General features: G+C 55.5%; 25 protein-coding genes and 1 riboswitch. Of the genes, 10 read left to right on the forward strand and 15 right to left on the reverse strand.

Features of this window, described 5'->3' with window-relative positions; translation table 11 throughout:
• Positions 1-693 precede the first annotated feature (693 nt).
• On the forward strand, positions 694-2,358 hold the full coding sequence (locus A3841_RS08475) for a dipeptidyl-peptidase 3 family protein (RefSeq protein WP_073851910.1): 1,665 nt from the start codon (positions 694-696) through the stop codon (positions 2,356-2,358).
• Positions 2,359-2,699: 341 nt separating this feature from the next.
• Positions 2,700-2,918 carry a hypothetical protein gene (locus tag A3841_RS08480; protein WP_073851911.1) on the forward strand — a complete coding sequence of 73 codons (219 nt, stop codon included), beginning with the start codon at positions 2,700-2,702 and terminating at the stop codon, positions 2,916-2,918.
• Positions 2,919-2,997: 79 nt separating this feature from the next.
• On the opposite strand, the gene A3841_RS08485 is transcribed toward A3841_RS08480, so the two are convergent.
• The 7 genes from A3841_RS08485 to A3841_RS08515 all read right to left on the reverse strand — a co-directional run bounded on the left by A3841_RS08485 (position 2,998) and on the right by A3841_RS08515 (position 8,887).
• The gene (locus A3841_RS08485) at positions 2,998-4,143 is read right to left on the reverse strand and encodes an NAD(P)/FAD-dependent oxidoreductase (protein ID WP_073851912.1); all 1,146 of its coding nucleotides are present in this window, start codon (positions 4,141-4,143) and stop codon (positions 2,998-3,000) included.
• 3 nt (positions 4,144-4,146) lie between these two features.
• On the reverse strand, positions 4,147-4,398 hold the full coding sequence (locus A3841_RS08490; protein ID WP_073851913.1) for a hypothetical protein: 252 nt from the start codon (positions 4,396-4,398) through the stop codon (positions 4,147-4,149).
• On the reverse strand, positions 4,350-5,048 hold the full coding sequence (locus tag A3841_RS08495) for an alpha/beta hydrolase (protein ID WP_073851914.1): 699 nt from the start codon (positions 5,046-5,048) through the stop codon (positions 4,350-4,352). Before A3841_RS08495 ends, A3841_RS08490 begins: the two co-directional genes overlap by 49 nt.
• A gap of 85 nt (positions 5,049-5,133) precedes the next feature.
• Positions 5,134-6,081 carry an alpha/beta fold hydrolase gene (locus A3841_RS08500; protein ID WP_139307921.1) on the reverse strand — a complete coding sequence of 316 codons (948 nt, stop codon included), beginning with the start codon at positions 6,079-6,081 and terminating at the stop codon, positions 5,134-5,136.
• A gap of 212 nt (positions 6,082-6,293) precedes the next feature.
• Positions 6,294-6,692 (reverse strand): SPW repeat protein, encoded by a 399-nt coding sequence (locus A3841_RS08505; protein WP_073851915.1) that lies wholly within the window; start codon positions 6,690-6,692, stop codon positions 6,294-6,296.
• An 11-nt stretch (positions 6,693-6,703) separates the two neighbouring features.
• A complete protein-coding gene (locus A3841_RS08510) occupies positions 6,704-7,264 on the reverse strand; it encodes a vitamin K epoxide reductase family protein (protein ID WP_073851916.1) in 561 nt (186 codons plus the stop codon).
• A gap of 147 nt (positions 7,265-7,411) precedes the next feature.
• A complete protein-coding gene (locus A3841_RS08515) occupies positions 7,412-8,887 on the reverse strand; it encodes an APC family permease (protein WP_073851917.1) in 1,476 nt (491 codons plus the stop codon).
• A gap of 297 nt (positions 8,888-9,184) precedes the next feature.
• Between A3841_RS08515 and A3841_RS08520 the strand changes: the two genes are divergently transcribed.
• On the forward strand, positions 9,185-9,382 hold the full coding sequence (locus A3841_RS08520) for a hypothetical protein (RefSeq protein WP_073851918.1): 198 nt from the start codon (positions 9,185-9,187) through the stop codon (positions 9,380-9,382).
• 21 nt (positions 9,383-9,403) lie between these two features.
• Here the strand turns inward: A3841_RS08520 and A3841_RS08525 are convergent, their stop codons facing one another.
• The 4 genes from A3841_RS08525 to A3841_RS08540 all read right to left on the reverse strand — a co-directional run bounded on the left by A3841_RS08525 (position 9,404) and on the right by A3841_RS08540 (position 12,061).
• Positions 9,404-9,886 (reverse strand): hypothetical protein, encoded by a 483-nt coding sequence (locus A3841_RS08525; RefSeq protein WP_235861332.1) that lies wholly within the window; start codon positions 9,884-9,886, stop codon positions 9,404-9,406.
• Between the two features lie 226 nt (positions 9,887-10,112).
• The gene (locus A3841_RS08530) at positions 10,113-10,490 is read right to left on the reverse strand and encodes a hypothetical protein (RefSeq protein ID WP_083610277.1); all 378 of its coding nucleotides are present in this window, start codon (positions 10,488-10,490) and stop codon (positions 10,113-10,115) included.
• Complete coding sequence (locus A3841_RS08535) at positions 10,490-11,155, reverse strand: DUF2461 domain-containing protein (RefSeq protein WP_073851919.1); 666 nt, start codon at positions 11,153-11,155, stop codon at positions 10,490-10,492. Before A3841_RS08535 ends, A3841_RS08530 begins: the two co-directional genes overlap by 1 nt.
• Positions 11,156-11,365: 210 nt before the next feature.
• The gene (locus A3841_RS08540; protein ID WP_073851920.1) at positions 11,366-12,061 is read right to left on the reverse strand and encodes a hypothetical protein; all 696 of its coding nucleotides are present in this window, start codon (positions 12,059-12,061) and stop codon (positions 11,366-11,368) included.
• A gap of 387 nt (positions 12,062-12,448) precedes the next feature.
• On the opposite strand from A3841_RS08540, the gene A3841_RS08545 reads away from it, so the two are divergent.
• The 3 genes from A3841_RS08545 to A3841_RS08550 all read left to right on the forward strand — a co-directional run bounded on the left by A3841_RS08545 (position 12,449) and on the right by A3841_RS08550 (position 16,947).
• Positions 12,449-14,989: a PIG-L family deacetylase gene (locus A3841_RS08545; RefSeq protein WP_073851921.1), complete on the forward strand. Its 2,541-nt coding sequence runs from the start codon at positions 12,449-12,451 to the stop codon at positions 14,987-14,989.
• Positions 14,990-15,088: 99 nt separating this feature from the next.
• Entirely contained in the window at positions 15,089-15,235 is a 147-nt protein-coding gene (locus A3841_RS20275; RefSeq protein ID WP_170866164.1) for a hypothetical protein, read from the forward strand.
• Positions 15,232-16,947: a sodium:solute symporter gene (locus A3841_RS08550; protein WP_073851922.1), complete on the forward strand. Its 1,716-nt coding sequence runs from the start codon at positions 15,232-15,234 to the stop codon at positions 16,945-16,947. Before A3841_RS20275 ends, A3841_RS08550 begins: the two co-directional genes overlap by 4 nt.
• A 979-nt stretch (positions 16,948-17,926) precedes the next feature.
• Here the strand turns inward: A3841_RS08550 and A3841_RS08555 are convergent.
• Positions 17,927-18,841, reverse strand: a complete 915-nt coding sequence (locus A3841_RS08555) for a class I SAM-dependent methyltransferase (protein ID WP_073851923.1) — start codon at positions 18,839-18,841, stop codon at positions 17,927-17,929.
• 87 nt (positions 18,842-18,928) lie between these two features.
• A complete protein-coding gene (locus A3841_RS08560; RefSeq protein WP_073851924.1) occupies positions 18,929-19,798 on the reverse strand; it encodes a DUF2911 domain-containing protein in 870 nt (289 codons plus the stop codon).
• Positions 19,799-19,965: 167 nt separating this feature from the next.
• Positions 19,966-20,070, forward strand: a riboswitch (TPP riboswitch).
• Between the two features lie 75 nt (positions 20,071-20,145).
• Between A3841_RS08560 and A3841_RS08565 the strand changes: the two genes are divergently transcribed.
• The 4 genes from A3841_RS08565 to A3841_RS08580 are packed head-to-tail and all read left to right on the forward strand — an operon-like array spanning position 20,146 to position 22,842.
• Entirely contained in the window at positions 20,146-20,871 is a 726-nt protein-coding gene (locus tag A3841_RS08565; protein WP_073851925.1) for a class I SAM-dependent methyltransferase, read from the forward strand.
• Positions 20,868-21,932: an AIR synthase-related protein gene (locus tag A3841_RS08570; protein ID WP_073851926.1), complete on the forward strand. Its 1,065-nt coding sequence runs from the start codon at positions 20,868-20,870 to the stop codon at positions 21,930-21,932. Before A3841_RS08565 ends, A3841_RS08570 begins: the two co-directional genes overlap by 4 nt.
• On the forward strand, positions 21,929-22,579 hold the full coding sequence (locus A3841_RS08575; protein ID WP_073851927.1) for a thiamine phosphate synthase: 651 nt from the start codon (positions 21,929-21,931) through the stop codon (positions 22,577-22,579). The genes A3841_RS08570 and A3841_RS08575 overlap by 4 nt, the downstream gene beginning before the upstream one ends.
• Complete coding sequence (locus A3841_RS08580; protein ID WP_073851928.1) at positions 22,576-22,842, forward strand: Trm112 family protein; 267 nt, start codon at positions 22,576-22,578, stop codon at positions 22,840-22,842. Before A3841_RS08575 ends, A3841_RS08580 begins: the two co-directional genes overlap by 4 nt.
• Before the next feature lie 17 nt (positions 22,843-22,859).
• On the opposite strand, the gene A3841_RS08585 is transcribed toward A3841_RS08580, so the two are convergent.
• A complete protein-coding gene (locus A3841_RS08585; RefSeq protein ID WP_073851929.1) occupies positions 22,860-23,387 on the reverse strand; it encodes a hypothetical protein in 528 nt (175 codons plus the stop codon).
• Between the two features lie 356 nt (positions 23,388-23,743).
• On the reverse strand, positions 23,744-25,558 hold the full coding sequence (locus A3841_RS08590; protein ID WP_073851930.1) for an ABC transporter ATP-binding protein: 1,815 nt from the start codon (positions 25,556-25,558) through the stop codon (positions 23,744-23,746).
• Positions 25,559-25,923: the final 365 nt, after the last annotated feature.

Raw genomic sequence — 25,923 nt, forward strand, 5'->3', positions numbered from 1 at the left:
AAAGAGATCTCTCCCAAAGGTCGAGATGACAGTAAGGTCGTAGCTATCGAACTGATACCCAGTCCTTGGGTTGAGCGCCTATGCGAGTTTTTCCGGTGACGAGCCGGAGGCGAGGCAGCCCGAGGCACGAGGGTAGGAAAAGCTCCCAGCGCGATGCTCGAGAGAGTTTACCCCGAAGGATTTCGGGGAGCCCTCTCGGGCTGGAGAGCACCAAAGCAGGAAATGCAACAGTAGGCTTGTGGGAACTAGAGGATCAGCGACAGCTAGTAAGGATAGCTTGGTTCAAGTATAAGGAAGCAACGACTCGTGGAAGTATGGCCGAAGTTAAAGTATGAAAATATGGCTCACGCGAATTGCAAATCCGAAAAAGCGGAAGTATGATTAAAGTATAACTCAAGTATAAAAAGGCACAAGCGGACGCCCCGAAATGCTCCGGGACTTTCAGCTTGCGCCAGAGAAGTATGAAGTATAGCTCAAGTATAAGTATGGCTGCCGCGGATTCGGAACAGCAAGTATAAAAAGTGTAAAAAGGCTCCGGGTGCAAAACCCTGGCAGCGAGGGAACGCGCAACAAATGCCACAATCATCCTACTAAAAACAACAAAGAAAGTATAGCCGAAGAACAAACTTCCCCCTTTGCCAAAACCACAAAAAACACTACCTTCATCAGTAAAACTAATCCTAAGCTAACCCCATGAAATCACGCCACATACTTTTCGCCTCGGCTATGGCAGCGGCCACATTTGGCTGTAGCAGCAGCACCACCGACGGCGCAGAAACCACCACCACGGAAGCCGTTGCAACGGATGAGCTGCAGCAAAAAGTGGATACCTATACTTCGGTGCGCCTCACGACTGACCTGAGCCACCTGAGCGGGAACGAGAAAAAGATGATTCCGCTGCTAATCGAGGCATCGGATGTGATGAACAAACTGTTCTGGTACGAGGCCTACGGCAAAGGTGACTCCCTGCTGGCCGCGCTGGACAATGAGGCGGCCAGAAAGTATGTGCAAATCAACTACGGCCCTTGGGACCGCCTCAGCAACAACGAACCGTTTATACCTGGCGTGGGCCCGAAACCAGACGGCGCCAACTTTTACCCGGCCGATATGACAAAGGAGGAGTTTGAGCAGGCCAACCTGCCCGACAAGACCAGCCAGTATACGTTCCTGCGCCGCGATGCGGGTGGTAGCCTGATCACAGTGCCGTACCATGTGCAGTTTAAAGAGGAGGTGCAGCGCGTGGCCAGCCTGCTGCAGCAGGCCGCTGCCCTGGCCGAGGATGCCGGACTGAAAAAATATCTCACCCTGCGTGCCGAGGCCATGCTGACCGACAACTACCAGCCCTCGGATTTGGCTTGGATGGACATGAAGACGAATAAGCTGGACATCGTGATCGGCCCGATCGAGACGTATGAGGACAAGCTGTTCGGGTACAAGGCGGCCCACGAGGCCTATGTGCTGGTGAAGGATATGGAGTGGAGCGAGCGCCTCTCCAAGTATGCGGCTTTCCTGCCGGAACTGCAGCAGGGGCTTCCGGTGCCTGCCAAGTATAAAACCGAAACCCCGGGCACCGACTCCGACCTGAACGCCTACGACGTGGTATACTACGCCGGCGACGCCAACGCGGGCAGCAAGACCATCGCCATCAACCTGCCAAACGACGAGGAGGTGCAGCTGAAGAAGGGTACGCGCCGCCTGCAGCTCAAGAACGCCATGCAAGCCAAGTTCGATAAGATCATGGAGCCGATTGCCGACGAGCTGATAGCCGAGGATCAGCAGCAGTACGTGACCTTCGACGCGTTTTTTGCCAACACCATGTTCCACGAGGTGGCGCACGGCCTGGGCATCAAGAATACCCTCAACAACAAGGGCACCGTGCGGGAGGCCCTGAAAGAGCACGCTTCTGCGCTGGAAGAAGGCAAAGCCGATATCCTGGGCCTGTACATGATCACGCAGCTGCAGGAAAAAGGAGAGGTAGAAGGCGACCTGAAGGAGTATTATACAACCTTTCTAGCGGGCATATTCCGTTCGGTAAGATTTGGCGCAGCCAGTGCGCACGGCAAGGCCAACATGGTGCGCTTCAATTTCTTTAAGGATAACGGCGCCTTTGAGCGCGATGAGGCCACAGGAAAGTATAAAGTAAACTACGACAAGATGCGGGAGGCGATGAACAAGCTGTCGGAGAAGATCCTGACGCTGCAGGGCAACGGCGACTACGCCGGCGTGGGCTCACTGCTGAACGAGCAGGGCCAGATCAGCCCGCAACTGCAGGCAGACCTGGACCGCCTGTCCAAGGCCAACATCCCGGTGGATATCGTGTTTGAGCAAGGTATTGAGGTGCTGGGTCTGCAGCAATAAACATCCAATTTTACGGCAAAGTATAAAGGGCCCGGCATCTTGCCGGGCCTGCTCGTTTCGAGGCCGCAGCAATGCATTTTTGCACTTTATGGAGGCGAATTATAATGCGTGCTTTGGCTTTTCAAGAAGGCTGCCACAAAGATTTTCGTGCAACTGGATTAAGGCAACTTATGAGGGAGTATCGTAAAGAATCTATGCGAATGAATGATATTTCTTAGCTAATGGCCGGGCTTTGACGCGAGGTTAGCGGTCGCCGGAAAATCGTAACAACTTAAAGTATAGGTTAAGAGTATGTTATTGGTGTTTAACCGATTGCAAACTAAACAGATGAAACAGCGACTATGACCACGAGAAGTTTTTATGATTTTAACAGAGGCAACCCACAGGAGCGCCAGGAACAGTACAAGCATTACCCGGAATTAGCGCTATTCCATATAGCGCTCCGCGAGGAACTGGGGGAGGAAGAGTACAATGCCTTCTACCGGGCCGAGCAGGAAGCGCAGAAACGCCCGGTTAACCCCATGTCTCACCAAAGAAAGGGCAAATGGGTAACAGCTTAAGGCAAGCCAGACACAGCATGTAAAAGGCGAACTGCAACAGCACAGTTCGCCTTTTTTGTTCTTGGACGGTTAAGGGATTTTATACCTGCTCCAGCACCAGCGCTGCACCCTCCTCACCCACCAGCGAGCCGATAGCCACCCCCATACCGCCCAGGCGCACGGCACAGCTCACCCGGTCCGTTACCTTTTGCACTAAGGTAGTTTTGGCGTTGCCAATGCCCAGGCCCATGATGCCGCTCCAGCGGTGCTCCACCTCAAAAGGCGTGTCTGGAAGTATCACCTCGCGCAGTAGTTCTTCCAATCTGTGCTGGATCAGCGCTGTAAGCCCCAGCTCAGTCGTAGTCTCCGCCTCGAAAGCCAGGTTACGGCCACCGCCGAAGAGCACCCGGTTGCCGATGTTCCGGAAGTAATAATAGCCCTTGTCGTAGTGGAAGGTGCCCTTGAGTTTGAGGTTCCCGATAGGTTTGGTGATGAGTACCTGCGCGCGCGCCGGCTGTACCTGCAGCGTGGGCAACAGTTTTTGGGCAAAGCCATTGGTGGCCACCAGCACGGTTCGGGCTTTCAGGTATAAACCCTGCGCGGTCACGGCGATCACATCCTTTTCGTTCTCCTGTAGCGCCTGCACCTCCAGCCCGTTGAGGACCAGCACGCCCATACTTTGTACCTTCTGCGTGAGCGCCAGGATCATTTTGCCGGTGTCTATCTGGCCCTCGGCGGTGCTCAGCAGCAGGTGGCGCACGCCCTTAAAGCCAAACCGGGTGATTTTCTCATCGGCAGGCTGAAACACCTCCGGCTCCCCGATTACTGGTTGCAGCTGCCTGTTCAGGAAGGGGAGTTGCTCCACGCAAGCCTCGTACAGCTCCCCCTGCTGCGCATCGAACAGCTCGTAGCCTCCCCAGCGGTGGTAAGCGATGGTGGCGTCGCCGAGGTTCCGGCGCAGGCGCTGCAGGCCTTTCCAGCGGCGCTCCACCAGGCCAAACACTTCTTCCAGGGAGTGGTGGCGCAGGTCGTCGAGCAACTCGGAAGGACTGCCGAAGCAGGCAAAGCCCGCATTTTTGGAACTGGCCCCGGTTGGCAGCAGGCCCCGCTCCGCCACGAGCACCTTTAGCTGTGGCTGCTGCTTTTTCAGGTGCAGGGCCGCGTTCAGGCCCACAATGCCGCTGCCGATGATGAGGACATCAATGTCTTTAAAGTAGGTTTCCTGTTCCCAAAAGCTCAGTTGCATAGGCTAGTTGTCTGTCCGGAAGTAGGGGTGGTCATAATGGCGCGCGTCCTGCTCGTCTATCAGTTCATAACTTGTCAGCATGATCTCGCGCTCGCCGCTGTTCAGGGCTTTTACAAAAACTCCCTCCGGGGTTTCATAGATGGCGTAGTTGTGCTGCCCGAAGGGGTAGAGGTTGTTGCTGCGCAGGATCTGGGCCTGCGTGAGGTCTACCTGCTGCCCGCTGGTGGTGGTGACGGTGTATCTGCTTTTATCCATGTTTCTTCTAATATGCGGCTTAAGGTAGCACTTATTTCATCGGCCTGGTGCAGCACCATCAGGTGCCCTCCATGCTTTATCTTTATGATGTCGGGGCGGTCGTGGAGGGGCAGGATAAGGTCTTTGGTGCCGTGGATCTGCACCAGGCCCGGCAACACCTCCTCCTGCGGCCATGCCAGCAATTGCCCCAGCGACCAGCGCAGCACTTTTTCATCGATCTCTAGTATGGCCTCCCGCAGCAATTGCTTTTCCTGCTTCTTGTGCGCCCCAAAGAAGAAAGGCGCCACTGGGTATATACTCTGCATCAGTTTCAGGGGCATCCAGCGGTGTAAATGTGTTTTGCCCACTGCCCGGTAAATGACAGGTAAGGCATGGTGGGTAGCCAGGCTGGAGATAAGAATGGTTTTGCGTGGCTTCAGGATCTTGCTCAGCTCAATGGCCACCAAGCCGCCGTACGACATGCCCACCAGGATCGGGTCCGGGTCGTTGATCTGGTCCAGCAGCCGGAGCACGTACTCGTGCAGGGGCTCGTCGATATGCCTGGGCTCCACCCACTCCACGTACTGCTGGGGCAGGTACTCCGGCAGCTTCAGGAACTGGAACATGCGCCAGTCGGCCCCCAGCCCGCTTATAAAGTATGCTTTGCTCATGGTATACTTGTACGATGAGAAAGATAGGTGTTTTTAGGGAGAAGGGGTAGCGCCGGAAGTATGAATCCGGGTTTCTTTCTCTGATTTACTTAGAGCGGGCCACCTCAGCGCTTAGAAACAGCAGGGCGTCCCGCACCGTTTCCTGCGGCTGTTCCTCCATCGGGATGTGTCCTGCGCCGGGATATGTTCTCAGTTGGGCACCATGTATACTTTGCTGAAAGTGTGTGGCGTCGGTAACCGGAACCCAGGCATCGGCCTCGCCCCAAAGTATGAGCGTGGGCACCCGTACCTTCGCCAGCTTATGCAGGTTGTCGGCATCCCGGGTGTTCATGCGCGCGATGAAGGCTTCGCGGCTGCCCTCGCGTAGCAGCATGTCGTGGCTCCGGGTGATGACCTGCTCAGTTAGCTTACTATCGTCCCCATACACTTCGCGCAGGCTTTTCTCCACTATAAAACGCGGCGTGATGTACTTCAAGGAGTGTTTCAGCAGCGGCGTCTGGGCCAGCCGGAAGGGCATGGAGATGCTTTTCTCATTGGCATTGGTTACGCCGGTGGGCGCTATGAGGATCAGCTTATGCACCCGCTCCGGGTGGTCGGCAGCGAAGTCGTAGGCAATCTGCCCGCCCAGCGAACTGCCGGCAATGTGGGCTTTCTCCAGCTGCAGGCTATCCAAGAAGTGCAGCAGAAGCCGGGAGTAGTAGTCGATGGAGTAGGTGTCGGAGGCGTTGCGGCCCGTGAGGCCGAAACCGGGCAGGTCGAGGCGCAGCACGCGGTGGTTTTTCTGCAGTTCAACCACCCAGGCATCCCAGGTGTTGAGCGAGGCGGCGGTGCCGTGCAGCAGCACGATCGGCATGCCCTGGCCCTCGTCGCGGTAGTGCAGGTTGGCGCCTCCCAACTTTTTATACTTGGAGGCTGGGTGGCTATACTTTGCCCTCAACTCCTCGGCAGGTATATCGGCACGGATCATAAGCGCGCCAGCCGCCATAATCAGCAGCGCTCCGGCTACCACCATTCGTTTCGTTTTGGGTCTCAAGATTTTACAGTTAGGTTGAGGCGTGATGCAAAGTATAAAATTATACTTTCAAAGTATAAGGAGAGCAAAATATCGGGGAGTTTTATTTAGCAGGGATGCGGCTGTTGAAGGCCAAGACAGATTATTCCTGGTTTTTATACTTCCGGAAGTATAACAAAACAAAAAGCACCGGAACAACTCCCGATGCTTTCAATTCTTTCGGGTTTCCGGCTTTACTTCAGATTGGTTCTGGGTTGTTTCCGCGCCTCACGGGCGTGCAGCGTATCCGATTTCCAGACAGCCGACCAGCCGCCGCCGTACACGTCTTTGATCTTGCCTTTCACAAAGCTCAAGCCCGTTACGAGGGCACCCACCAGCATGCTGTTAACCGTGGCGGTGGTATTGTCGAAGCCCAGCACCCAGGGGGCCAGCAGCAGCCAGAGGCCCACCGGCACGTTGTAAAGGCGCACCACGCGCGTGGCCTCCCACCACGAGATGATGGCGAAACTGGCGATGATCGGCCCTGCGATGTGCTCGTTGTCGGTAATGGTTTTGGCATCGCTGTAGCCAAGTATGGCCGCGGAGGCCATCAGCCAGATGCCGAGTAGTGCGTTAAGAACGTGTGCCCACATTGTTTTATACTTTAGATAACTCTTCCCTGTACTTCCTTATACCCCCAAAAGGCTTTCCAAAGCGATACTTTCGCCTCTTTTACACGCTTCATGTACTGCAGGCTGGCCAGCATCTCGTCCATGGCCGGGCCGATCATCACCACGGAGATGAGTGCGGTAGCCAGGCAAAGGGTGCACCAGGAGTCGTAGAGCACCGGTTGCAGGATCACGAGCAGCACGCTAACGAAGCCCAGCGGACCAACCGCCAGTCCGAAGGCAATCACGATCCAGGGCATGGTGCGCCACCTGCGGATGCCGCCGATCACGCCGGCCAGGGCATCCACCAAATAGCCAATGGCCCCCAGGGCCCCATCGGGGATAGGGAGCATCTGGGATGTCTTGGAGGTCAGGATCTTGCGGCTGCCATCGCCAAAGAACGGCTCCCAAACGGTATCGAACACTTTGAGTTGGAACAGGGCCAGGTACGTGGCAATGGCAAAGCCCACCATGGCCGCCACAACAATGGGCATGCGCTGCCCCCACGAGGCCGGGTTGTAGCTCCACCCGGGCGGAATCGCTTCTTCTTTGCTCATATAGCTTTTCTGTGTTATTCAGGTTCTACTACGTGAGCAGCGGCGGTGCGTTCTGTTTATACTTTGGAGAGGGGGCAGCAGCCGTTTAAGCAAAGAAAAAGCCTGCAGCGCTGGCTGCAGGCTCTCCCATACTTTGGAAGTATGAATCTAGGATTTGTGCTTGCGGAACCTGTTGCCAAACAGGTAGTACACCGGAATCCCCAGCGCCACAATAATCAGCCCCGGCCAGGTATACACCGGCTTGTAGATGAGCAGGATAATACAGATGGCTGAGGACAGGAGCACATACAGCGCGGGCAGCACCGGGTAACCGTAAGCCTTATACGGGCGTGGCAGGTCAGGCCGCTTCTTGCGCAGCACGAATATGCCGATGATGGTCAGGATGTAAAACAGCATGATGGCGAACACCACGTAGTCGAGCAGATCGCCGAAGGTGCCGGTGAGGCAAAGCAGGCAGGCCCACACGCACTGCAGCCACAACGCGGCCGCCGGCACGCCGTTCTTGTTCAGGCGGCCCATCCGCTCGAAAAACAGACCATCCTTGGCAATGGCATAGTATACCCGCGCGCCGGAAAGTATGGCCCCGTTGTTACAGCTGAAGGTGGAGATCATGATCAGGATGGCTACGGCCACGGTGGCCTCATAGCCTCCTATCACCTCGGCCGCAGCGGCGGCCACACGGTCGTTACTGGCAAAGGAAATGCCCTGACCCACGACCGTGGCCGCGTCGGGGGAGCCGTGCATGGGCAGCACGAGCAGGTACACCAGGTTTATCAGCATGTAAATGCCCATCACAATGGCCGAGCCGATCACCATGCTCAGCACGATGGTACGCTTCGGGTTCACGATCTCATCGCCCGAGAAACCGATGTTGTTCCAGGAGTCGGCGGAGAAGAGGGCGCCCACCATGGCCATACCCAGCGCCGATACCAGCACCGTGCCGGTGGGTACCGGGCTGGCAGAACCGCTGGGGCCCCAGAAATCAGAGAAGTTAGCAGCTACGGCCGCGTCGTTCACGCCGAAAAGCAAGCCGAAGATGATGAGCCCGAACAGCGCGATGAGCTTGGTGCTGCCAAAGATGTTCTGGATCAGCTTGCCGCTCTTTACGCCATTAGAGTTAACGTAGGTCAGGAAGATGATGGAGACGATAGTGAGCAGCTGCACCGAGGTAAACTCCAGCCCGCCCAGCCGCATCAGCACGTTATCCTCACTGAACCAGGGGATGAGCACGCCGGTAAAACGCGCGAAAGCCACTCCCACAGCCGCGATTACCCCGGTCTGGATCACCAGGAACAGCGTCCAGCCATACAGGAAGGCCACCATCTTGTTGTAAGCCTCCTTCAGGTACACGTACTGGCCGCCCACCTTCGGGAACATAGACGAAAGCTCGCCATAGCTGATGGCGCCCACCATGGTCAAAAAGCCGGAGATGAGCCACACCAGCAGCATGTAGCCGGGGCTGACAACGGTGCGGGAAATATCGGCGGTTACAATAAAAATGCCGGAGCCGATCATGCCGCCCGTTACGATCATGATGGCGTCGAAGAGGGTGATCTCGCGCTTAAAGCCAGTTTTGCCCTGCTCCTCGTCCTGAGCTTCTGTTGCTTTGGTAATGTTTTGCATAGTTTGAGAAATGGGGACAAAGGTAAGGGTTTTTGCCTGCTGTTACGCATGCCCCGGGCTGCACGTCCCTGAGATGGTGGAAAGGTAATCTCTCAGGGCTATGTGGTCTTCTAAAAAGCCACTTAAAAGCTGAGATTATCACATTGCCTTCGTCCGGTTTCCAATCCTGTTCACGGAGGAAATGAGCATGTTGGTATAAAAGGGTAGTGTTTAATGTAACAGTACTTTGTATTACATGGTACTATAGAGTAAGTTTGCAAGAACAAAATGAAGTTAAACAGTTTAAATCTTACCACTATGAAAATCATCGTTCTTATCGCCGCCTCTCTTTTTGGTTTTGGTTTCGCAGTTCAGGAAACCTATCAGGTACCACAGGCAAAAGAAGCTATTGCTCTTAAAGCTGCCCCCGCCACACTGGAGGAGCCTGTAATGGATGTACTGCTGGACACTGTGGAAATTACCGCAGCGGCTCCGGTAGCGGTTGCCAGCCTGTAAGGCAACCGCGGCTGCCGGCTGTTATGCTGTCTGTTCTAACTGAGGGGGCAGGCAGGTAAGGAGCCAGTGCAGCGCCTCGCCGCGATGGTTAAAGTTCTGCATCTGTATCCGTGGAGTTATGCGCAGGTATAGGTCGCGGGCCGAAAGACGGCTGAACATGTTGCTGGAGTACACATGGGCCAGGTAACGCAAGCCGGCGTATATCACCTGCGGCAGCCACTCAAACTCGAGCCAGTCGTTTGCATCCGACCAGTCGCCGGTTACATTGGTCTTGTCGTTGAGCAGCTTATCGGGGCTTGGGTAAGTCTGCAGCAGGGCCAGGTATACCTTAGATGCCGTTACTACGTCACCGGCAGTTATATGCCCGTTCCACCGGGCTTCGATGTAGTCTTTGTGCAACTGCAGCGTTAGGTACACGCCTCCCCCCGGGTTTGACAGCCGTATTGGTTTTGGCCAGGCTGCTATCTCGCTCTCAAATTCTGTTGCGTAAGGTGATGCCTTCATTAATTGGTCGTAAAGTACAGGTTAGCGGAAAGGGCATCTTCATGCTGCCTCCCACAAGCCTCCTTTTACGGGCAGGAAGTATAAATGGCTGAGATATAAATAAATATATTGAAAGTATATATTGATAAAGTTTAATCATAAAGGGCAGTCTTTTATACTTTCCTCTCTCATTCCATCCGAGGGATATTTGCCAGAGGAGTAGCTCTGGCAAAGGCAGGAGGAGTCCTTAATAGCTTATGCGCACGGCTTTGGCATGGCCCTGCACCGGCTGGCGCTCCAGCACCTCGCCATCAAACCAGGCCTGAATCTGATGCCCTTCCCGCAGGTCCTCCAGTTTTAGTCCCTCGCCGGTTTCATCCTCTATCAGGGTATGCTCGTCTATCTTCACGCTGGCATCGGCGTAACTTGCCGCTACGCCCTCCAAGGACTTTACCGCCACCACGGCCTTGGCTTTTCCCTCTCCTTCCTTTGAGGTGCGTTTAATGTCGGTGATGTAGCCGTACACATCGGGCAGCGTGTCGGGCATGCGCTTTGGCTCCTGCCGGCAGGAAAGCAGCGCGGTGGTCAGCAGCAGGCTGAGCAGGAAGTAGATCGGTTGTCTCACTATAGTTCTGTTATGGCGTTGTTCAGAAAGTCGTGGAGCGGCTTTAGCTGCCGGAGCAGCGGCGGCACCCGCTCTATAAACTGGGGCTGGCTCACTTCCTCATCGCTGAAATAATGCAGCACCTGATACCCTTTATACTTTAGAAGCGCCAGCTCCGGGTGCGATTTATCGTATCCCTTGGGTGCATTCCTGGTCTTCTCTCCCCTGAATCCCCCGAAAGAAGCCTTGAACGATGGCTCATTCAGCAGTTGCTGCAACTGGCCGGGGTTGTAATCAATCTCCTCCCGTATCAGCCCCAGTTGCTTTGTGCCGGGTTTGCGCATGCCGCCCCCAATCCTTGAAAGGCCCTCGGGCTCCAGCACCAGCACATAGTTGGCAAACGGAGAGTGCCTGCCGCCCGGCGAGATACCCGCCCCGAAATGCCCTTTATACGGTGCTTCCCCTTTTTTGGAGAAATCATTCTTGTTGATCCGGAAGATACACTCCTGCGCAGAGACCCCGTACAGCGAGGCATCGAACTGCTGCAACTCGGCCAGCAGGTACTCCACCAGTTCCACAAAGTATGCTTTTGCCTGCAGGTACTCCTCCCGGTGCGCGTCCATCCATACTTTGCTGTTGTGCTGCCGCAGTTGCCGCAGAAAGGAAAGTATAAAGGGTATGTTCATAGAGCAGAAGAAGCAGCGCTATCGTTCGGGTGCCCGGTATGAAGCAAGATCACCCGTAAAACAATGGCAATGAAAAGTATAAGAATAGTAGTGTTGAGCCTGATTCCCCTCTTCCAGGTCATGGCGCCCGCGTACTTCACGTACTTAAGCCAAGTCCGCATGGTTGCACAGTGGGAGCAGAGGACGTGGCAAAAACTTAAGGACCTGCGTTTAAGCTACGCGAAGAACGGTATCGCCCAATAAAGCCTGGCGGATGCGGGCATCGGATTGGTAATGGGACAGAAAGTCGCCGCGGCGGCAGGTGGCCTGTCTTGGCTCCTTCATTAGCACGACCTTGGCGCGCTGCCCCACTGTGATGATGCCGATGCCACGGCGCTCGCAGGCAAGCAGCAGCTGCCTGGCCAGGTAATTGTTGCGGAAGGTGAGGCTGCTGATGGAGAGGCCCAGCCACTGCTCATCGGCGGGTGTCTTCTTCAACTCGTCCAACAGGTGCCGTAGCTGGCGTGCATGTAGTTTGTTTTCGGCTATAGAGTGCAGTAGGAAGATGCCTGCCGCTAAGGCCACGGCCACCGCGAGACCGGCCACAAGGAAGCCCAGCCGCCAGCCTGCCAGCGTAACCAGCAGCAGCACAAAAACTGAGGAGGCATAGCGCAGCATGCTCAGGCCGTTTTTCTTGTAGCGCGTCAGGATCCTGGCTATCTGGGGGGAGTTATGGGTATGCAGCGAAGCCAGAAATAGCGACTTATCCTCCTTCTGGAGAGAGAAAAGCCCCTGCACCGTATGCCCCTGCCTGGTCTGCTCGTCTATATCCACTAAAATGTGCTTGGCCCCAAAACGGGCGGAGTAATGACTGCGCAGGAAGTCAAACGCAAAGTCGTTGATGTTGCTCTCTCTTTGGCTAGGCATGTTATCTGTCACATATAGGAATAAGGGTATGCAACACCCTTGCAGCTGCGTGGTTTTTACGGCACGACACGCGCAAGAGTTAGGGCAAAGGTATGCGGTGGTAGAAAACTACTAAAAGAAATCGTACAAACATAGCATTTAACTAATTTTTTTCCTATAGTTTTTCGTGATTTTTACCCTGAAAAGGACAAATTCTCTGAAACGCTCTCCAAAAGGGCTCCGCCTGGCCGGAAGTATAGGCATGTACAGCCGTCGTCTGTTCCGCTGCATTCGCGCTTTGTCCGCTAAGATAAAATCAGCATATCATACATTCGCAGAAATGCTTAGTTTTACGTTACTGATAAATTTCCCGAACCCTGGCGGCCACACCCGCTGCTGAAACATACTATGAAGATGCGCCATTCACTTGTTCGTTCGCTGTTACCGGTTCTTTTCCTGCTGCCCTTGCTGCAGCCCCTGCTGGCGCAGGCCCCTGAGAAGCCCTCCGCCGCCAAAGTGCTGCAGGACCTGCAGAAGCTGAACGTGCTGGGCAGCGTGCTTTACGTGGCCGCGCACCCCGACGATGAGAACACCCGCCTGATCGCTCACCTGGCCAACGAGAAACTCTACAACACGGCCTACCTCTCCATCACCCGGGGCGATGGCGGGCAGAACCTGATCGGGCCGGAGATAAGCGAGAACCTGGGCATTATACGCACACAGGAGCTGCTGCAGGCGCGTCGCATTGATGGCGGGCAGCAGTTTTTTACCCGCGCCAACGATTTTGGCTATTCCAAAACCCCGGAGGAAACCTTTACCATCTGGAACAGGGAGCAGGTGCTGGCCGACATGGTATGGGTTATCCGCAACTTCAGACCCGATGTGATGATCACCCGCTTCCCGCCCGATGAGCGCGCCGGTCACGGGCAGCACAGCGCGTCGGCTATACTTGCCGAGGAAGCCTTTAAAGCAGCCGCCGACCCGAAGCGCTTTCCGGAGCAGCTCAGGCACGTGGAAGTATGGCAGCCAAAACGGTTGCTGTGGAACACCGGGGTGTGGTCCTTCAAGAGCCAGGAGGAGTTTGAGAAGTATGGCAAGGAGTTGCTGAAGATAGACGTGGGCGGCTACAACCCGTTACTGGGCGAATCCTACGGCGAAGTGGCGGCCCGCAGCCGCAGCATGCATAAGAGCCAGGGGTTCGGGGCCGGTGGTGCGCGCGGCACCAGTATAGAATACCTGCAGCACACGGCAGGAGAGAAGGCGCAGCAGGAGCTGTTTGAAAGTATAAACACCACCTGGAGCCGTGTGAAGGGAGGCGAGAAAGTACAGCAGCTCCTCCGGAAAGCCATCGATACCTATAATCCTACCAGGCCTGCCGATGTGGTGCCAGCGCTGCTGGCCGCCAGGAAAGCGCTGCAGCAGCTGCCTGACAGCCCCTGGAAACACACGAAGACCCTGGAACTGGAGCAGGTGCTGCAGCAGGCCATGGGTTTATACTTAGAAGTGACGGCCAACGACTATGCCGCCGCCCCGGGCCAGCCGGTGCAACTGCAGGTGGAGGCCATCAACCGCTCCGAGGTGCCGGTGACGCTGCAGCGTGTAAAGTATGATTTCGCCTCCTCGGACACGACACTTAATATCTCCCTGAAAAATAACGAGCCCCTGAAATATGGCACCCGCAAAACCCTGCCGCAAGGTATGGCTTATACGCAACCTTACTGGCTGCGCGAGAAGGGCACGCTAGGCATGTTCGCCGTGCAGGAGCAGCAACTGGTAGGCAAACCCGAAAATGAGCCAGCCGCCCAGGCCACGTTTACCCTGCAGGTGGCCGGGGAGCCGCTGCAGGTGCAGGTGCCGGTGGTGTACAAGCGCACCGACCCGGTGGATGGCGAGGTGTACCGCCCGTTTGTGGTAACGCCGCCGGTGTTTGTGAACCTGCGGGAGCAGGTGCTCATGTTCGCCAACGGCGAGCCCAAGCAGGTGCAGGTGCTGGTAAAGTCCGGCAAGGAAAGTATAAAAGGCGATCTGAAGCTGGACCTGCCGAAGGGCTGGCGCTCCGAGCCTGCTTCCGTGCCTTTTAACCTGGAGACGAAAGGCGCCGAGCAAAGTATAAACTTCATGGTGTACCCGCCCAAAAAGCAGGAGGAGGCGCAGCTGAAGGCTGTGGCAACGGTGGAGGGCAAGGCCTATACACTGGGCCTGAACGAGATCAACTACAAGCATATTCCGGCGCAGGTTACGTTTCCGGAGGCTGTGGCCCGGGTGGTGAAACTGGACCTGCAGAAGCAGGGCGATAAGGTGGCCTACCTGATGGGAGCCGGCGACGACATCCCGGCCAGTCTGCAGCAGATCGGCTACAACGTAACGCTGCTCAAAGACGGGGATATCCGCCTGAACTACCTGCAGCAGTTTGACGCGGTTATACTTGGCGTGCGCGCCTACAACACCGTGGATCGCCTCCGGCACTACCAGCCCACCTTACTGGAATACGTGAAACAGGGCGGTAACCTGATCGTGCAGTATAACACGAGCCATGCCCTGGTGATGCCCAACGTGGGCCCGTACCCCCTCCAACTCAGCCGCGAGCGGGTGGCCGTGGAGGATGCTGCCGTGCGCCTGCTGGCCCCAAATCACCCGGTGCTCAACTCGCCTAACAAGATCACCCAAAAGGATTTCGAGGGCTGGGTGCAGGAGCGCGGTTTATACTTCCCCAACGAGTGGAGCAAGGAGTACACGGCCATACTTTCGTCTAACGACCCCGGCGAACCTGCCCGCGACGGCGGCCTACTGGTGGCAAAGTATGGCGAAGGCCACTATGTCTATACAGGCTACTCCTTCTTCCGGGAGCTGCCGGCCGGCGTGGCTGGTGCGTACCGCCTGTTTGCCAACCTGATCTCGCTGGGAAAGAACAACCGCTCCGGCAACGCCGCCGGCTCAAGTATAAAATAGGCCACAGCGTATCAGGTATCACGACACACGTAGCACGACTTTACGGGCGTACGATGATCTTCGTGATACCTGACACGTGCTACGAGATACGTTAAAACCATGAAAGATAAGCACCCTGTAGACGAGGAGCCGCCCCTCCAGAAACCACCTTTCTTTAAGAGCTGGGCGGGTATGTACTGGCTAGTGCTGGGCAACCTGGCCTTCCTGATCATCCTGTTTTACATCATCACAAAAATCTACCAATGAGGCCACTCGACTGGATCGTGCTGCTGGGCACGCTGGGCTTTATCGTGAGCTACGGAGTGTGGAAAACGCGCGGCAGCAAAGACATAGAAGGCTACCTGAAGGGAGACAACAGCATGAAGTGGTGGACCATCGGCTTGTCCATCATGGCCACGCAGGCCAGCGCCATCACCTTCCTGTCTACACCCGGGCAGGCGTATGAGGACGGCATGCGCTTCGTGCAGTTCTACTTCGGCCTGCCGATCGCCATGGTCATCATCTCCATCACGGTTATCCCCATCTTTTATCGCCTGAAAGTATACACCGCCTATGAGTTTCTGGAGAACCGCTTCGACCTGAAAACACGCTCCCTGGCGGCTTTCCTGTTCCTGGTGCAGCGCGGCCTGGCGGCCGGTATCACCATTTATGCGCCGGCCATCATCCTTTCCACCATGCTGGGCTGGAGCCTGACGGCCACCAACCTGATCATTGGCATCCTGGTGATCATCTATACCATGTCGGGCGGCACCAAGGCGGTGAGCGTGACACAGAAGCAGCAAATGGCCGTGATGATGGGCGGCATGATCATCGCCGGTATCATGGTGGTGCGCTACCTGCCGGAGAACGTGGGGCTGGGCGACGCTGTGGCCGTGGCTGGAAAAATGGGCAAGATGAACGTGGTTGACTTTTCCTGGGATTGGGAAACGAGCTGGAACGACCGCTATAATTTCTGGTCCGGGATGACGGGAGGCCTGTTTCTGGCGCTGTCATACTTTGGTACCGACCAAAGCCAGGTGGCGCGCTACCTGGGCGGTAAATCCATTGCAGAAAGTAGGTTAGGTCTGCTGTTCAACGGTTTGCTCAAGATACCGATGCAGTTCCTGATCCTGTTCATTGGGGTGATGGTGTTCGTGTTTTACCAGTTCAACCAGCCGCCGGTGTTCTTTAACGAGGGCACCAAAAGCAAAGTATACGCCACCGCCCACGCCGACGAGCTGCGGGGCCTGGAGGCAAAGTATAACGACATCTTTGAGCAGAAGCAGGAGGCGGTGCAGGGTTTGGTAACCGCTCTTAAAGCGGAAGACGATGCCGCCATTGCCACCGCCCAGGCGCAGGTCAGCACTTATACTTCGGCAGGCAAGGAGGTACGCGAGCAGGTGAAAGGTGTTATCAAAAAGGCCGTACCCGAGGCCGAGACGAGGGATACTGACTACGTTTTTATCTCCTTCGTGATGAAGTACCTGCCCGCCGGGTTGGTAGGCTTGCTGCTGGCTGTTATCTTCTCTGCCGCCATGTCGTCCACCGCCTCCGAACTGAATGCGCTGGCCTCTACCACGGTGGTGGATATTTACAAACGTTCCTTAAAACAGGATGGCGACCCGACGCACTACCTCAACGCCTCGCGCCTGTTCACGCTGGCCTGGGGCCTTATCGCCATAGTCTTTGCTACCTACGCCTCGCTGCTGGATAACCTCATACAAGCCGTGAACATTATTGGCTCCATCTTCTACGGCACTATCCTGGGTATCTTCCTGGTGGCCTTTTACTTCAAGCGGATCCAGGGCAATGCCGTGTTCTTTGCCGCCCTGCTTGCCGAGGCCGTGGTGCTTTACTGCCACTACTTCACCGATATCGCCTTCCTGTGGTTCAACGTGATTGGCTGTGTGGCGGTGATTCTGTTCGGGTTTATACTTCAGGGTTTGATAGGGAAGCGGAAGAAGGAGCTGGTGGCGTAGGTGTTAATCTAGCACCCCATCTCCAAAAACAGGGGAGGGGGGCCGGTTCAAGCTGCTTTAGCCCAAGTAAGAATCATTTCTACGGTTATCGCGCGGACAGGTCACGACCTGTCCCTACAGGTATGAACCCACCCCTGCACCACTCCCGAGAGGGAAATTCTGCAGTACCGGGTCCAACCACCCCTGCCCCTCCTTGTCCAAGGAGGGGAGTCTGCTTTTACTTTGATTGTAGTTTAAGTTTCATAATCAAAGTATAAACACCCCTATGGTCCCCTCAAGGGGACAGTTGTAATAGCCGCAGCTATCGAACTGATACCCAGTCCTTGGGTTGAGCGCCTTGTAGATTTCCGGTTTCGCTTCAGCGAAATTGCGGAGACCGCAGGTCAAGCAAAGGAAATGTACACAGCGCGATGCCCGAGGACAAGCCCTCTCGGGCTGGAGGGAGCCAAAGCTAGAGGTGAAACGAGTCGCTCGTAAGTCTGGAGGATCAGCGGAAGCTAGTAAGTATAGCTTGGTTCAAATTGAAGGAAGCAGCGGCTATGAAAATATAAACCAGCAAGTATAAAGTATGGCCGAAGTATAAAAAGACACAGGCTTCAGACTCGCGGCACCCAGTCCTTGGGTTGAGCGCCTTGTAGATTTCCGGTTTCGCTTCAGCGAAATTGCGGAGACCGCAGGTCAAGCAAAGGAAATGTACACAGCGCGATGCCCGAGGACAAGCCCTCTCGGGCTGGAGGGAGCCAAAGCTAGAGGTGAAACGAGTCGCTCGTAAGTCTGGAGGATCAGCGGAAGCTAGTAAGTATAGCTTGGTTCAAATTGAAGGAAGCAGCGGCTATGAAAATATAAACCAGCAAGTATAAAGTATGGCCGAAGTATAAAAAGACACAGGCTTCAGACTCGCGGCAGCCGTATTTGGAAGTATAGCTTGTGGCCAGCTACAAACAGCAGCGGCTAAAGTATAAAAAAGTATAAATCAGTCCTACCGCGGCTTCTGCGCCGCCACAATGTATACCAAACTTCCACCCGCCGACACATATTCCTCCTTCTGCAGTTTCCCCTTCAGCATGATCTTGTTGTAGAGGAGCTTTTGCCAGTAAGCATCAAATTTATCTTTGTCGCCGCCGCCGGCCATAAAGTAGTTCAGGTTGTCCTGGTAGTCGTAGCCCATGGCCTCGCTCTCGATCCACTGCAGCATCTGCTCCACGCGCAGCATCTTCTCCTGGGTATCGTAGGGCGGGATGATGGAGAGCGCCTTGTCCGATATCCATACTTTCACGTCCCGCAAACCGGCTTTCAGGAACAGGTCGGGCACCACATCGCCCAGCGAGTTAAAGCCTTCGCCCAGGTTTTTCTTGCCTTTCTCGATGCGCAGCTTCACCTCCAGCACCTCCAGCATGGCCTCCACGTTGTAATCAGTCTCGCCGTAGCGGTCGAACATCAGGTTGGGCACGAGGTTGTTCGGCTCCAGGGCCACCACCCAGCCGCCCGGCTTGGTCACCCGGATCATCTCCTGTATCACGCGCTGCGGGTTTTTCACGTGGATCAGCAGCGTCTGGCAGAGCGTCACGTCGGCAATGTCGTCGGGGAGGGGGATGTCGGTGGCGTTTCCCACCTTAAACTCGTAGTCGATGTTCTTGTGGCCGAACTCGCTCTGCGCCCGCTGCCGCGCCTCTGCAATGTAGCCCGGTTCGTAGTCCACGCCGTATACTTTGCCGCCGTCGGGCATAAATCTGGAGAACTTAAAACCCATCATGCCCTTGCCGCAGCCAATGTCCACCAGCGTTTGTATGTAGGGGAGGTAGAGGCGCTCGGCCAGCAGCTCCAGGTAATCCTCGTTCCACCAGTATTCCCGGGCAGGGCCCAGGTGCTCTTCCGAATGCTTCTTCTCTTCCAACAGGTTTACAGGTTATAGTGCCACAAAAAAGCCTCCGGGAGTATACTTACTCCCGGAGGCTTTTATACGTTAAAAGCAAAGATAGCTTTATTTCATCTTTTTCCACTCGGCAATGGCCTTCTCGTTCAGGCGCACATAATCCTGGTTATTGGCCGCCTTGGCCAGCTCCATAGATTTTTCGGCTGTTTTAACGGCGGCTTTGTAGTTCTTCAGCTGGGCCTCAATCTTAGCCTGTGCGTGCACGTTCCAGAATTTAGGATCCTTCTCATTGGCCTTTTTCATCCACTCATGGGCTTGTTTCAGGTTGTGGCCTTTCTCAAGGTAATAGTTTGCCGCCGCCGCATACAGGTTCGGGTTCACGTTGGTGCCCTTCACCACATGCTCGTCTATCTGCGCCATCACCTTGCTGTCTACATCCGTATTCACCGTGAAAGGCACCACCACATTGTCCCATAGGATCTCCACGTCTGCCGCATCTGCCTTTAGGTTGGCAAAATTGATCGTGAAAGACTCTGCTTTACGCGGGTTCTGCTGTGGTTTTACCTTAAAGCGCACCAGGTCGTCGGCCTGGTTGTAGTCCTGACCGCCATCGCCCCAGTGCTTGGTGTTTTTATGGATGATGATGGTCCACTCGTTCTTTTCCGGAATAGTATAGAGCGCGTACTCGCCCGCGGGCACCTTGTTTCCCTCAATGGTTACGTCTTCCGAGAATTTGATCTTGGTGGAGGCGTTGGCTCCCGTGCGCCATACTTTGCCATAGGGCACCAGGTCGCCGAAGATCTGGCGGTCCTTCACAGCGGGGCGGGAATAGTCCACGGAGATGGTTCCCAGGCCCACGGCCTGCTCAATTTTCTGCGACGGGCTTGCGGCCGGCATTTTTATACCTTGCGCCTGCACGGCGCCTGCGCCCAGCATAAGCGCTGCCGACAGGGCAAAGCCAATAAGTGCTTTTTTCATGGTTCTCGATTAGGTTTTAATTTGTTGATGCTGATGTAATATTACAAATTATTCCGAAGACTGAACACTGCCAGGGAACAGATATTTAGCCCTGGCAGGAGCTGCGCCCCAGGCTGCGGGGATACAGCGCCCTGTTTTTTAATTCTCCCTGAAGTTTCATACCTTAGCGAAAGTACACGGGGTGCTTGACTACGGAAACGTTGTCAGGCTGAGATGATACCCGCAACCTGATCTGGATAATGCCAGCGTAGGAAATGTAACCTCATAGGATACTTTGCACAAGTATGTTCCCTCCTTCCTATCTGCCTTAAACAGTCAGGCTATTTTACAACCCTAAAATACCTGCTGTGAGCAATCTGCAAAAACAAAAATTCGACCTGGTAACACAGGACCTGCGCAAGTGGCAGGGCCGTGAAGAGTGGTTTTTTAACCGCGACCACACCGACACCTATGAGCTTTGGTATGAAGGCCGCTACAAGCGCGCCGAAGTATGGCAGAAAAAGGTAATCGGCCAGCTAGTCAAGAAAGATGAGCGAGTAAAGACCCTGCTGGAGTTCGGCTGCGGCACCACCCGCTTTACCCGCTGGTGGAAGGAAATTGGCATCGAGGCCAGCGGCGGCGACATCTCGCCCTTCATGCTGGGGCAGGGCGTGCACCTGTTCGATGGCGACCTCGTGCTGGCCGACTCGCACCACATGCCGTTCAAGGACCATACTTTTGACGCCCTGGCCTTCATCACCACCTTTGAGTACTACAAAGACCCCGTGCAGGTGATCCGGGAGGCGGCGCGCGTGGGCAAGTATGGCATTGTGTTCGGCATGATGAACCGCAACTCCCCGAAGGTGGTTAGGAGAAGGGTGCAGGAGATGTTCAGCAAAAACCCGTTCTACGTAACGGCCACTTTCTACACGCCCAAAAAGCTCCTGGCGGTGATAGCGGAAGCCTTGCAGGGGAGAGACTATACGGTAGAATGGACCGCCACCGGCCTGCCCGAATGGTTCCCGGTGCAGCAGTGGCACCAGCCCTACGGCGATTTCTTCGGGTTGTATGTACGCCTAAACGATGTGATATGAGCGCCTTTGAAGACAATTCCGGAAAGCTGGCCGCTGCCACTTTTAAAGATGTGCTGTTGCCGCACAGCGGGGCGCAGCGGGAGGAGGTGCTGGTTGGGCCCCGGTTTGGGGTAGATACGGCCGTTATTGACCTGGGCAATAACCTGGGAATGGCCGTGTCCAGCGACCCGCTATCGCTCATACCTTCCATCGGGCTGAAGGAGTCGGCCTGGCTGTCGGTGCACCTGCTGGCCAACGACATGGCTTCCACGGGCTTTGCACCCATGTATGCGCAATTCGTGCTCAACCTGCCTACCAGCCTTTCGCTGGAGGGGTTCAGGGAGTATTGGGGATATATCCATCAGTATTGCCAGGAGATAGGCGTAGCCATTACCGGGGGGCACACCGGGCAGATCGAAGGCCAGAACTCCACCATCTCCGGCGGCGGCACCATGTTCCTGACGGCCCCTTTACACGAGATCCTGACGAGCCACAAGGCTGCGCCAGGAGACATCCTGCTCGTGACCAAGGAAACGGCCCTGGTATCGACTTCTATCCTGGCCATGAGCTTTCCGGAAACGGTGAAGAACAAACTGGGCCGTGAAGTATGGGAGAAAGGATGCGAGAACTTCTATCAAACCTCCTCGCTGCCCGATGCCCTGGCCGCAAAGCAGGCGCTTCAAAGCAACGCGGAGCTGAAAGCCATGCACGACGTGACCGAGGGCGGCGTGGTGGGGGCTATCTGCGAGATGGCGAACGCCTCCGGCTGTGGCTTCAGAATTTACAACGAGGCCCTTCCGGTGGGCGAGGTGCAGCGCCAGATAACGGGGCTATTCGGCATCGACCACCGCTTCTGCGTTGGGGCAGGCTCCATGGTGATGGCCGTAAAGCCGGGAAAAGAGCAGGAACTCATCCGGAACTTGGCTGCCAAATCCATTAAGGCAACGGTAGTAGGCGAAATGCTGCCGAAGGAAGCCGGGTTCAGAGTAATGGAAAATGGCGAGGAGCACACGTTATACTTTGATGGCAAGGATCCTTACTGGGGCGCATTCTTTAAAGCATTGAAAGCCGATTGGAAATGAGAGAGCATAGCAAAATTAAGCGTGGGGTCTACCTTGTGCTGGACCCAGGTATAAACCGGGCGGTGCTGCTGCAAAAGGTAAAGGAAGCTTTGGAAGGAGGCGTGAGCGCACTGCAGGTCTGGAATCACTGGCCTGCCGGCTACACCGAGGCTGATAAAAAAGCCCTCATCAAAAGCCTGGTTGATGTTGCCGGTGCCTTACGGGTGCCGGTGCTGATAAACGAAGCGTGGGAGTTGCTGCAAGACACCGAACTGTCCGGTGTTCATTTTGATGATATTCCCGCGAACTTTGAAAGTATAAAGAACGCAGTAGGACGGGAGTTTATCACCGGGATTACCTGCAGCAACAACCTGGACGTGGTACGCTGGGCCAGCCAGAACCATCTGGACTATGTATCCTTCTGCGCGATATTTCCTTCGTCCTCGGCGGGTAGCTGTGAGCTTGTGCGGCCGGAAACGATCAGGGAGGCCCGAAAAATGACACAGATGCCGCTCTTTCTGTCCGGCGGCATCACAACAGAAAATCTGCCTCTCCTAAAGGAGCTGGACTTCGACGGGGTGGCGGTTATCTCCGGTATCCTGAACGCTGCGTCGGCCAAAGAGTCCGCCGCGGCTTATCATCACGCCTTAAACAAGTATAAACCATGAATGCATCGCTCTTAAATAAACTGTGCTGTCCCATTGATAAGCACGACCTTAACATCCGGATTTTTGCACAGCACGAAGACGGGGAAATCAAAGAGGCCCTGCTGACCTGCCCCGCGTGCAGCAGGTACTATCCTGTTGTCTACGGCATCCCGATCATGACGCCGGATGCGTACAGAGAAAAGGCGCTGGAGGAGCCCATCCTACAAAAGTGGGGGCTTGAAATAGCGGAAGGGGCGTCACAGCCATTCCTGCTGAAGGAATAGGCTCCGCAGGCGCGCCGTCAGAAGCTGCGGCCCACGCTCAGGCCGAACCGGGGCACCACCGCCAGCCCCGGCGTGTCGGATTTGTTTTCCGGGGAGATGAACGGGGTAACCGCCAGCCTGACCACCAGTCCCCCGCGCGGATCCTGGTAGCGGAAGCCCACGCGGGTAAAGTACATGTTCTGCATCAGGTCCGGGTGGTCGGTAAAGCGGCGGGTATAGCCCAGGCCGAATTCCACGTGGTTCTGCGTGCCACCCACCATGCCCAGGGCCTCCACCGGCACGATAGGGTACACGCCCGGCTCCCCCTCCTGAAAGAAGAGGTTGGTGCCGATGCCCGCGCGCAGGGCAGCCTTAAAGCTATAGCGCTGGTAAAGAACACGGTCGAAGTTAAAGGAGTAGGTATCGGAGGAACCGCTGATCTCCAGGTAATAGGCGTTGCGGGCCGTAAAGCTGCCGGGGTAGCGCTGCGCCTGGGCCAGGCCTGCCAACAGCAGCAACGAAAACAGGAAGCTATACTTCAGGGTAAGTTTGGAAATAGGGTGCATCAGGGCAGCTTATACTTAAATATCGCCTAAAGTATATCTATAAAGTATAAAATCCTACTGCAGCCAGTGCCACAGCAGGATTTTATGTTTTATAGAAACTCAACGTATGAGAACAGAATCAGCTTGAAGTATAAAAAGTCATCATTCTGCAAAAAACCTAATGGAACAGCGTGGGCTTGCTTCAAGGTGTTAAGCCTATACTGCCAGCTACCAAGATCCTTTCAGGCTGACAACATAACTGAAGCTAATCCGCGCCTTTTATACTTTGTCCAAGCTTAACTTTCTAACATTTAAGACGCAAGGTATTGCATCTCTACAACTCTCTAACTCCTAAACTCCCCAACTCTTTAACTTTCTCAGCTTAGCTCAAACTGCAGCCGCAGCAGGTTGGCGTACATGCCATCCGGGTTCATGGACAGCACCTCGTGCGAGCCTTCCTCTACAATCTCGCCGTTCTCGATCACCAGGATCTTATCCACCTTGCGGATGGTGGCCAGGCGGTGGGCGATCACGATGGTGGTGCGGCCCTTCATCAGCTCGTCCATGGCCAGCTGCACCAGGCTCTCCGACTCGGAGTCGAGGGCGCTGGTGGCCTCGTCCAGTATAAGTATGGCCGGGTTCTTCAGGATGGCACGGGCAATGGCCACGCGCTGCCGCTGCCCCCCCGAGAGCTTGATGCCGCGCTCGCCCACCAGGGTATCGAACCCTTCCGGAAACGACACGATAAAGTCGTAGGCGTTGGCTTTGCGGGCGGCCTCGATGATCTCCGCCTCCGATGCCTCCGGGCGGCCGTAGGCGATGTTCTCGCGGATGGTGCCCCCGAACAGCAGCACCTCCTGCGGCACCACCCCGATGTTTCCGCGCAGCTCGGTCATGTTCATGTGGCGGATATCGCGGCCGTCCACCGTTATACTTCCCCCCGAGAGGTCGTAGTAGCGCATCAGCAGTTGTATGATGGTAGACTTACCGGCCCCGCTGGGGCCCACCAGCGCGACTTTCTCGCCTGCCCTCACGGTAAAGCTGATATCGCGCAGCACCTGCAAATCGGGGCGGGTAGGGTAGGAGAAAGCCACGTTCCTGTAGCTGATGTCCCCGTTCACGCGCGGCACCTGGCTCAGTGCTTTTATACTTTTATCGGTCGGTTCCTCCTCTTCCTGCAGGATCTCCAGGATGCGCTCCGTAGCGCCCAGCGCGGCCTGCACCTTTCCGTAAAGATCACCCAAACCGCCCACGGAGGCACCTATAAACACGGTATACAAGACAAAGGAAACCAGATCACCCTGCGCGATGTCGCCATTGGCCACCAGCGTCACGCCGTACCAGATCACCAGGATGATGCCCCCGAAAAGGCCCACGATGATAAAGGTGATGAAAGCACCCCGGTAGTAGGCCCCTGTAATGGCTGTTTTCACGGCTTTATCCAGGGTGGTTCTGTAGCGCCCTACCTCGAACATCTCGTTGGTAAAGGCCTTCACGGTGTTTATGGCCTGGAGCGTCTCTTCCACGATCACGTTGGTGTTGGCCAGCTCGTCCTGCGTTTTCCGGGAGAGCATCTTGATCTTGCGGCCAAACACGAGCGCCAGCGCCACCAGCACCGGGAAGGTGGCCAGCATGAACAGCGAGAGCTTGATGGAGGTCCACATGATGACGATAACCCCCACAATCAGCGTGGTGATCTGGCGGAAGAGCTCGGCCAGCGTGATGGACATGGCATCCTGCACCTGCGCCACATCGGTGGTGATGCGGCTGGTGATCTCGCCTACGCGGCGTTTCTCATAAAAAGAGATGGGCAGCTGCACGAATTTGCTGTAGAGGTCGCGGCGGATGTCGGCCACGGCGTTCTCGCTTACCTGCGCAAAAAAGTATACCCGGAAGAAGGAGAAGATACCCTGCAGCAGGATGACGGCAAAAAGCCCCATGGCGATCAGGTTGATGTCCTGAAGCGGGCTGATGGCATCGTTGGAGGAATCGAAAAGCTTACCTACCAGGTAAGGGAAGGCCATCATGGTAAGGCTGGAGAGGGCCAGGAACACGAGGCCGATGATGAATTTATACTTGTAGGGAAGTACGTAGCCAAAGATCTGGAGGCCCCGGCGAAAATTCTCTCTGGTGATCTTCTTTCTGCCTTCTTTATCCTGTTCGCCGCTAGACCCGAATCCGCGTTTTGCCATTAATTATGAGCTGCTTAAAATGTGTAAAAGCCTGGCCGGCCAAGTGAGTCCGGCCTGCCTGTAAGGGACGGTGGTATAACAGCTAAACCCGCTAGAAGATGCCACCTGCCCGCAAAATATTGCAAAGGTAAGCAATATGTGGGAAAGTACGGGTGGTTTGTAGCGGATCGGCGGCGGCGTTTCAGGTTGCAACTGTACCCAAGCGCTTTTCTGATCTTCTGGTAGTAGCCGGTTGTACAGGTTGCCACTGCTACTGCCGCTGGCTAACTGTGATTTTTTATACTTTATACTTGCAGCCATACTTATATACTTTCTCTGGCGCAAGTCTCCAGACTTGTGTCCTGCGGATGATGTCGGGTCTCTGA

This window comes from Pontibacter flavimaris (assembly GCF_001907195.1).
In the GTDB taxonomy this organism is placed as follows: Bacteria; Bacteroidota; Bacteroidia; order Cytophagales; family Hymenobacteraceae; genus Pontibacter; species Pontibacter flavimaris.

Bases quoted from the DNA above. Each gene is read 5' to 3' on its own strand.
- A3841_RS08515 (WP_073851917.1), bottom strand. From the start codon at position 8,887: ATGCAAAACATTACCAAAGCAACAGAAGCTCAGGACGAGGAGCAGGGC.
- A3841_RS08590 (WP_073851930.1), bottom strand. From the start codon at position 25,558: ATGGCAAAACGCGGATTCGGGTCTAGCGGCGAACAGGATAAAGAAGGC.
- A3841_RS08575 (WP_073851927.1), top strand. From the start codon at position 21,929: ATGAGAGAGCATAGCAAAATTAAGCGTGGGGTCTACCTTGTGCTGGAC.
- A3841_RS08580 (WP_073851928.1), top strand. From the start codon at position 22,576: ATGAATGCATCGCTCTTAAATAAACTGTGCTGTCCCATTGATAAGCAC.
- A3841_RS08485 (WP_073851912.1), bottom strand. From the start codon at position 4,143: ATGCAACTGAGCTTTTGGGAACAGGAAACCTACTTTAAAGACATTGAT.
- A3841_RS08525 (WP_235861332.1), bottom strand. From the start codon at position 9,886: ATGAAGGCATCACCTTACGCAACAGAATTTGAGAGCGAGATAGCAGCC.
- A3841_RS08535 (WP_073851919.1), bottom strand. From the start codon at position 11,155: ATGAACATACCCTTTATACTTTCCTTTCTGCGGCAACTGCGGCAGCAC.
- A3841_RS08520 (WP_073851918.1), top strand. From the start codon at position 9,185: ATGAAAATCATCGTTCTTATCGCCGCCTCTCTTTTTGGTTTTGGTTTC.
- A3841_RS08475 (WP_073851910.1), top strand. From the start codon at position 694: ATGAAATCACGCCACATACTTTTCGCCTCGGCTATGGCAGCGGCCACA.
- A3841_RS08495 (WP_073851914.1), bottom strand. From the start codon at position 5,048: ATGAGCAAAGCATACTTTATAAGCGGGCTGGGGGCCGACTGGCGCATG.
- A3841_RS08545 (WP_073851921.1), top strand. From the start codon at position 12,449: ATGAAGATGCGCCATTCACTTGTTCGTTCGCTGTTACCGGTTCTTTTC.
- A3841_RS08585 (WP_073851929.1), bottom strand. From the start codon at position 23,387: ATGCACCCTATTTCCAAACTTACCCTGAAGTATAGCTTCCTGTTTTCG.
- A3841_RS08570 (WP_073851926.1), top strand. From the start codon at position 20,868: ATGAGCGCCTTTGAAGACAATTCCGGAAAGCTGGCCGCTGCCACTTTT.
- A3841_RS08540 (WP_073851920.1), bottom strand. From the start codon at position 12,061: ATGCCTAGCCAAAGAGAGAGCAACATCAACGACTTTGCGTTTGACTTC.
- A3841_RS08480 (WP_073851911.1), top strand. From the start codon at position 2,700: ATGACCACGAGAAGTTTTTATGATTTTAACAGAGGCAACCCACAGGAG.
- A3841_RS08560 (WP_073851924.1), bottom strand. From the start codon at position 19,798: ATGAAAAAAGCACTTATTGGCTTTGCCCTGTCGGCAGCGCTTATGCTG.
- A3841_RS20275 (WP_170866164.1), top strand. From the start codon at position 15,089: ATGAAAGATAAGCACCCTGTAGACGAGGAGCCGCCCCTCCAGAAACCA.
- A3841_RS08505 (WP_073851915.1), bottom strand. From the start codon at position 6,692: ATGTGGGCACACGTTCTTAACGCACTACTCGGCATCTGGCTGATGGCC.
- A3841_RS08510 (WP_073851916.1), bottom strand. From the start codon at position 7,264: ATGAGCAAAGAAGAAGCGATTCCGCCCGGGTGGAGCTACAACCCGGCC.
- A3841_RS08490 (WP_073851913.1), bottom strand. From the start codon at position 4,398: ATGGATAAAAGCAGATACACCGTCACCACCACCAGCGGGCAGCAGGTA.
- A3841_RS08550 (WP_073851922.1), top strand. From the start codon at position 15,232: ATGAGGCCACTCGACTGGATCGTGCTGCTGGGCACGCTGGGCTTTATC.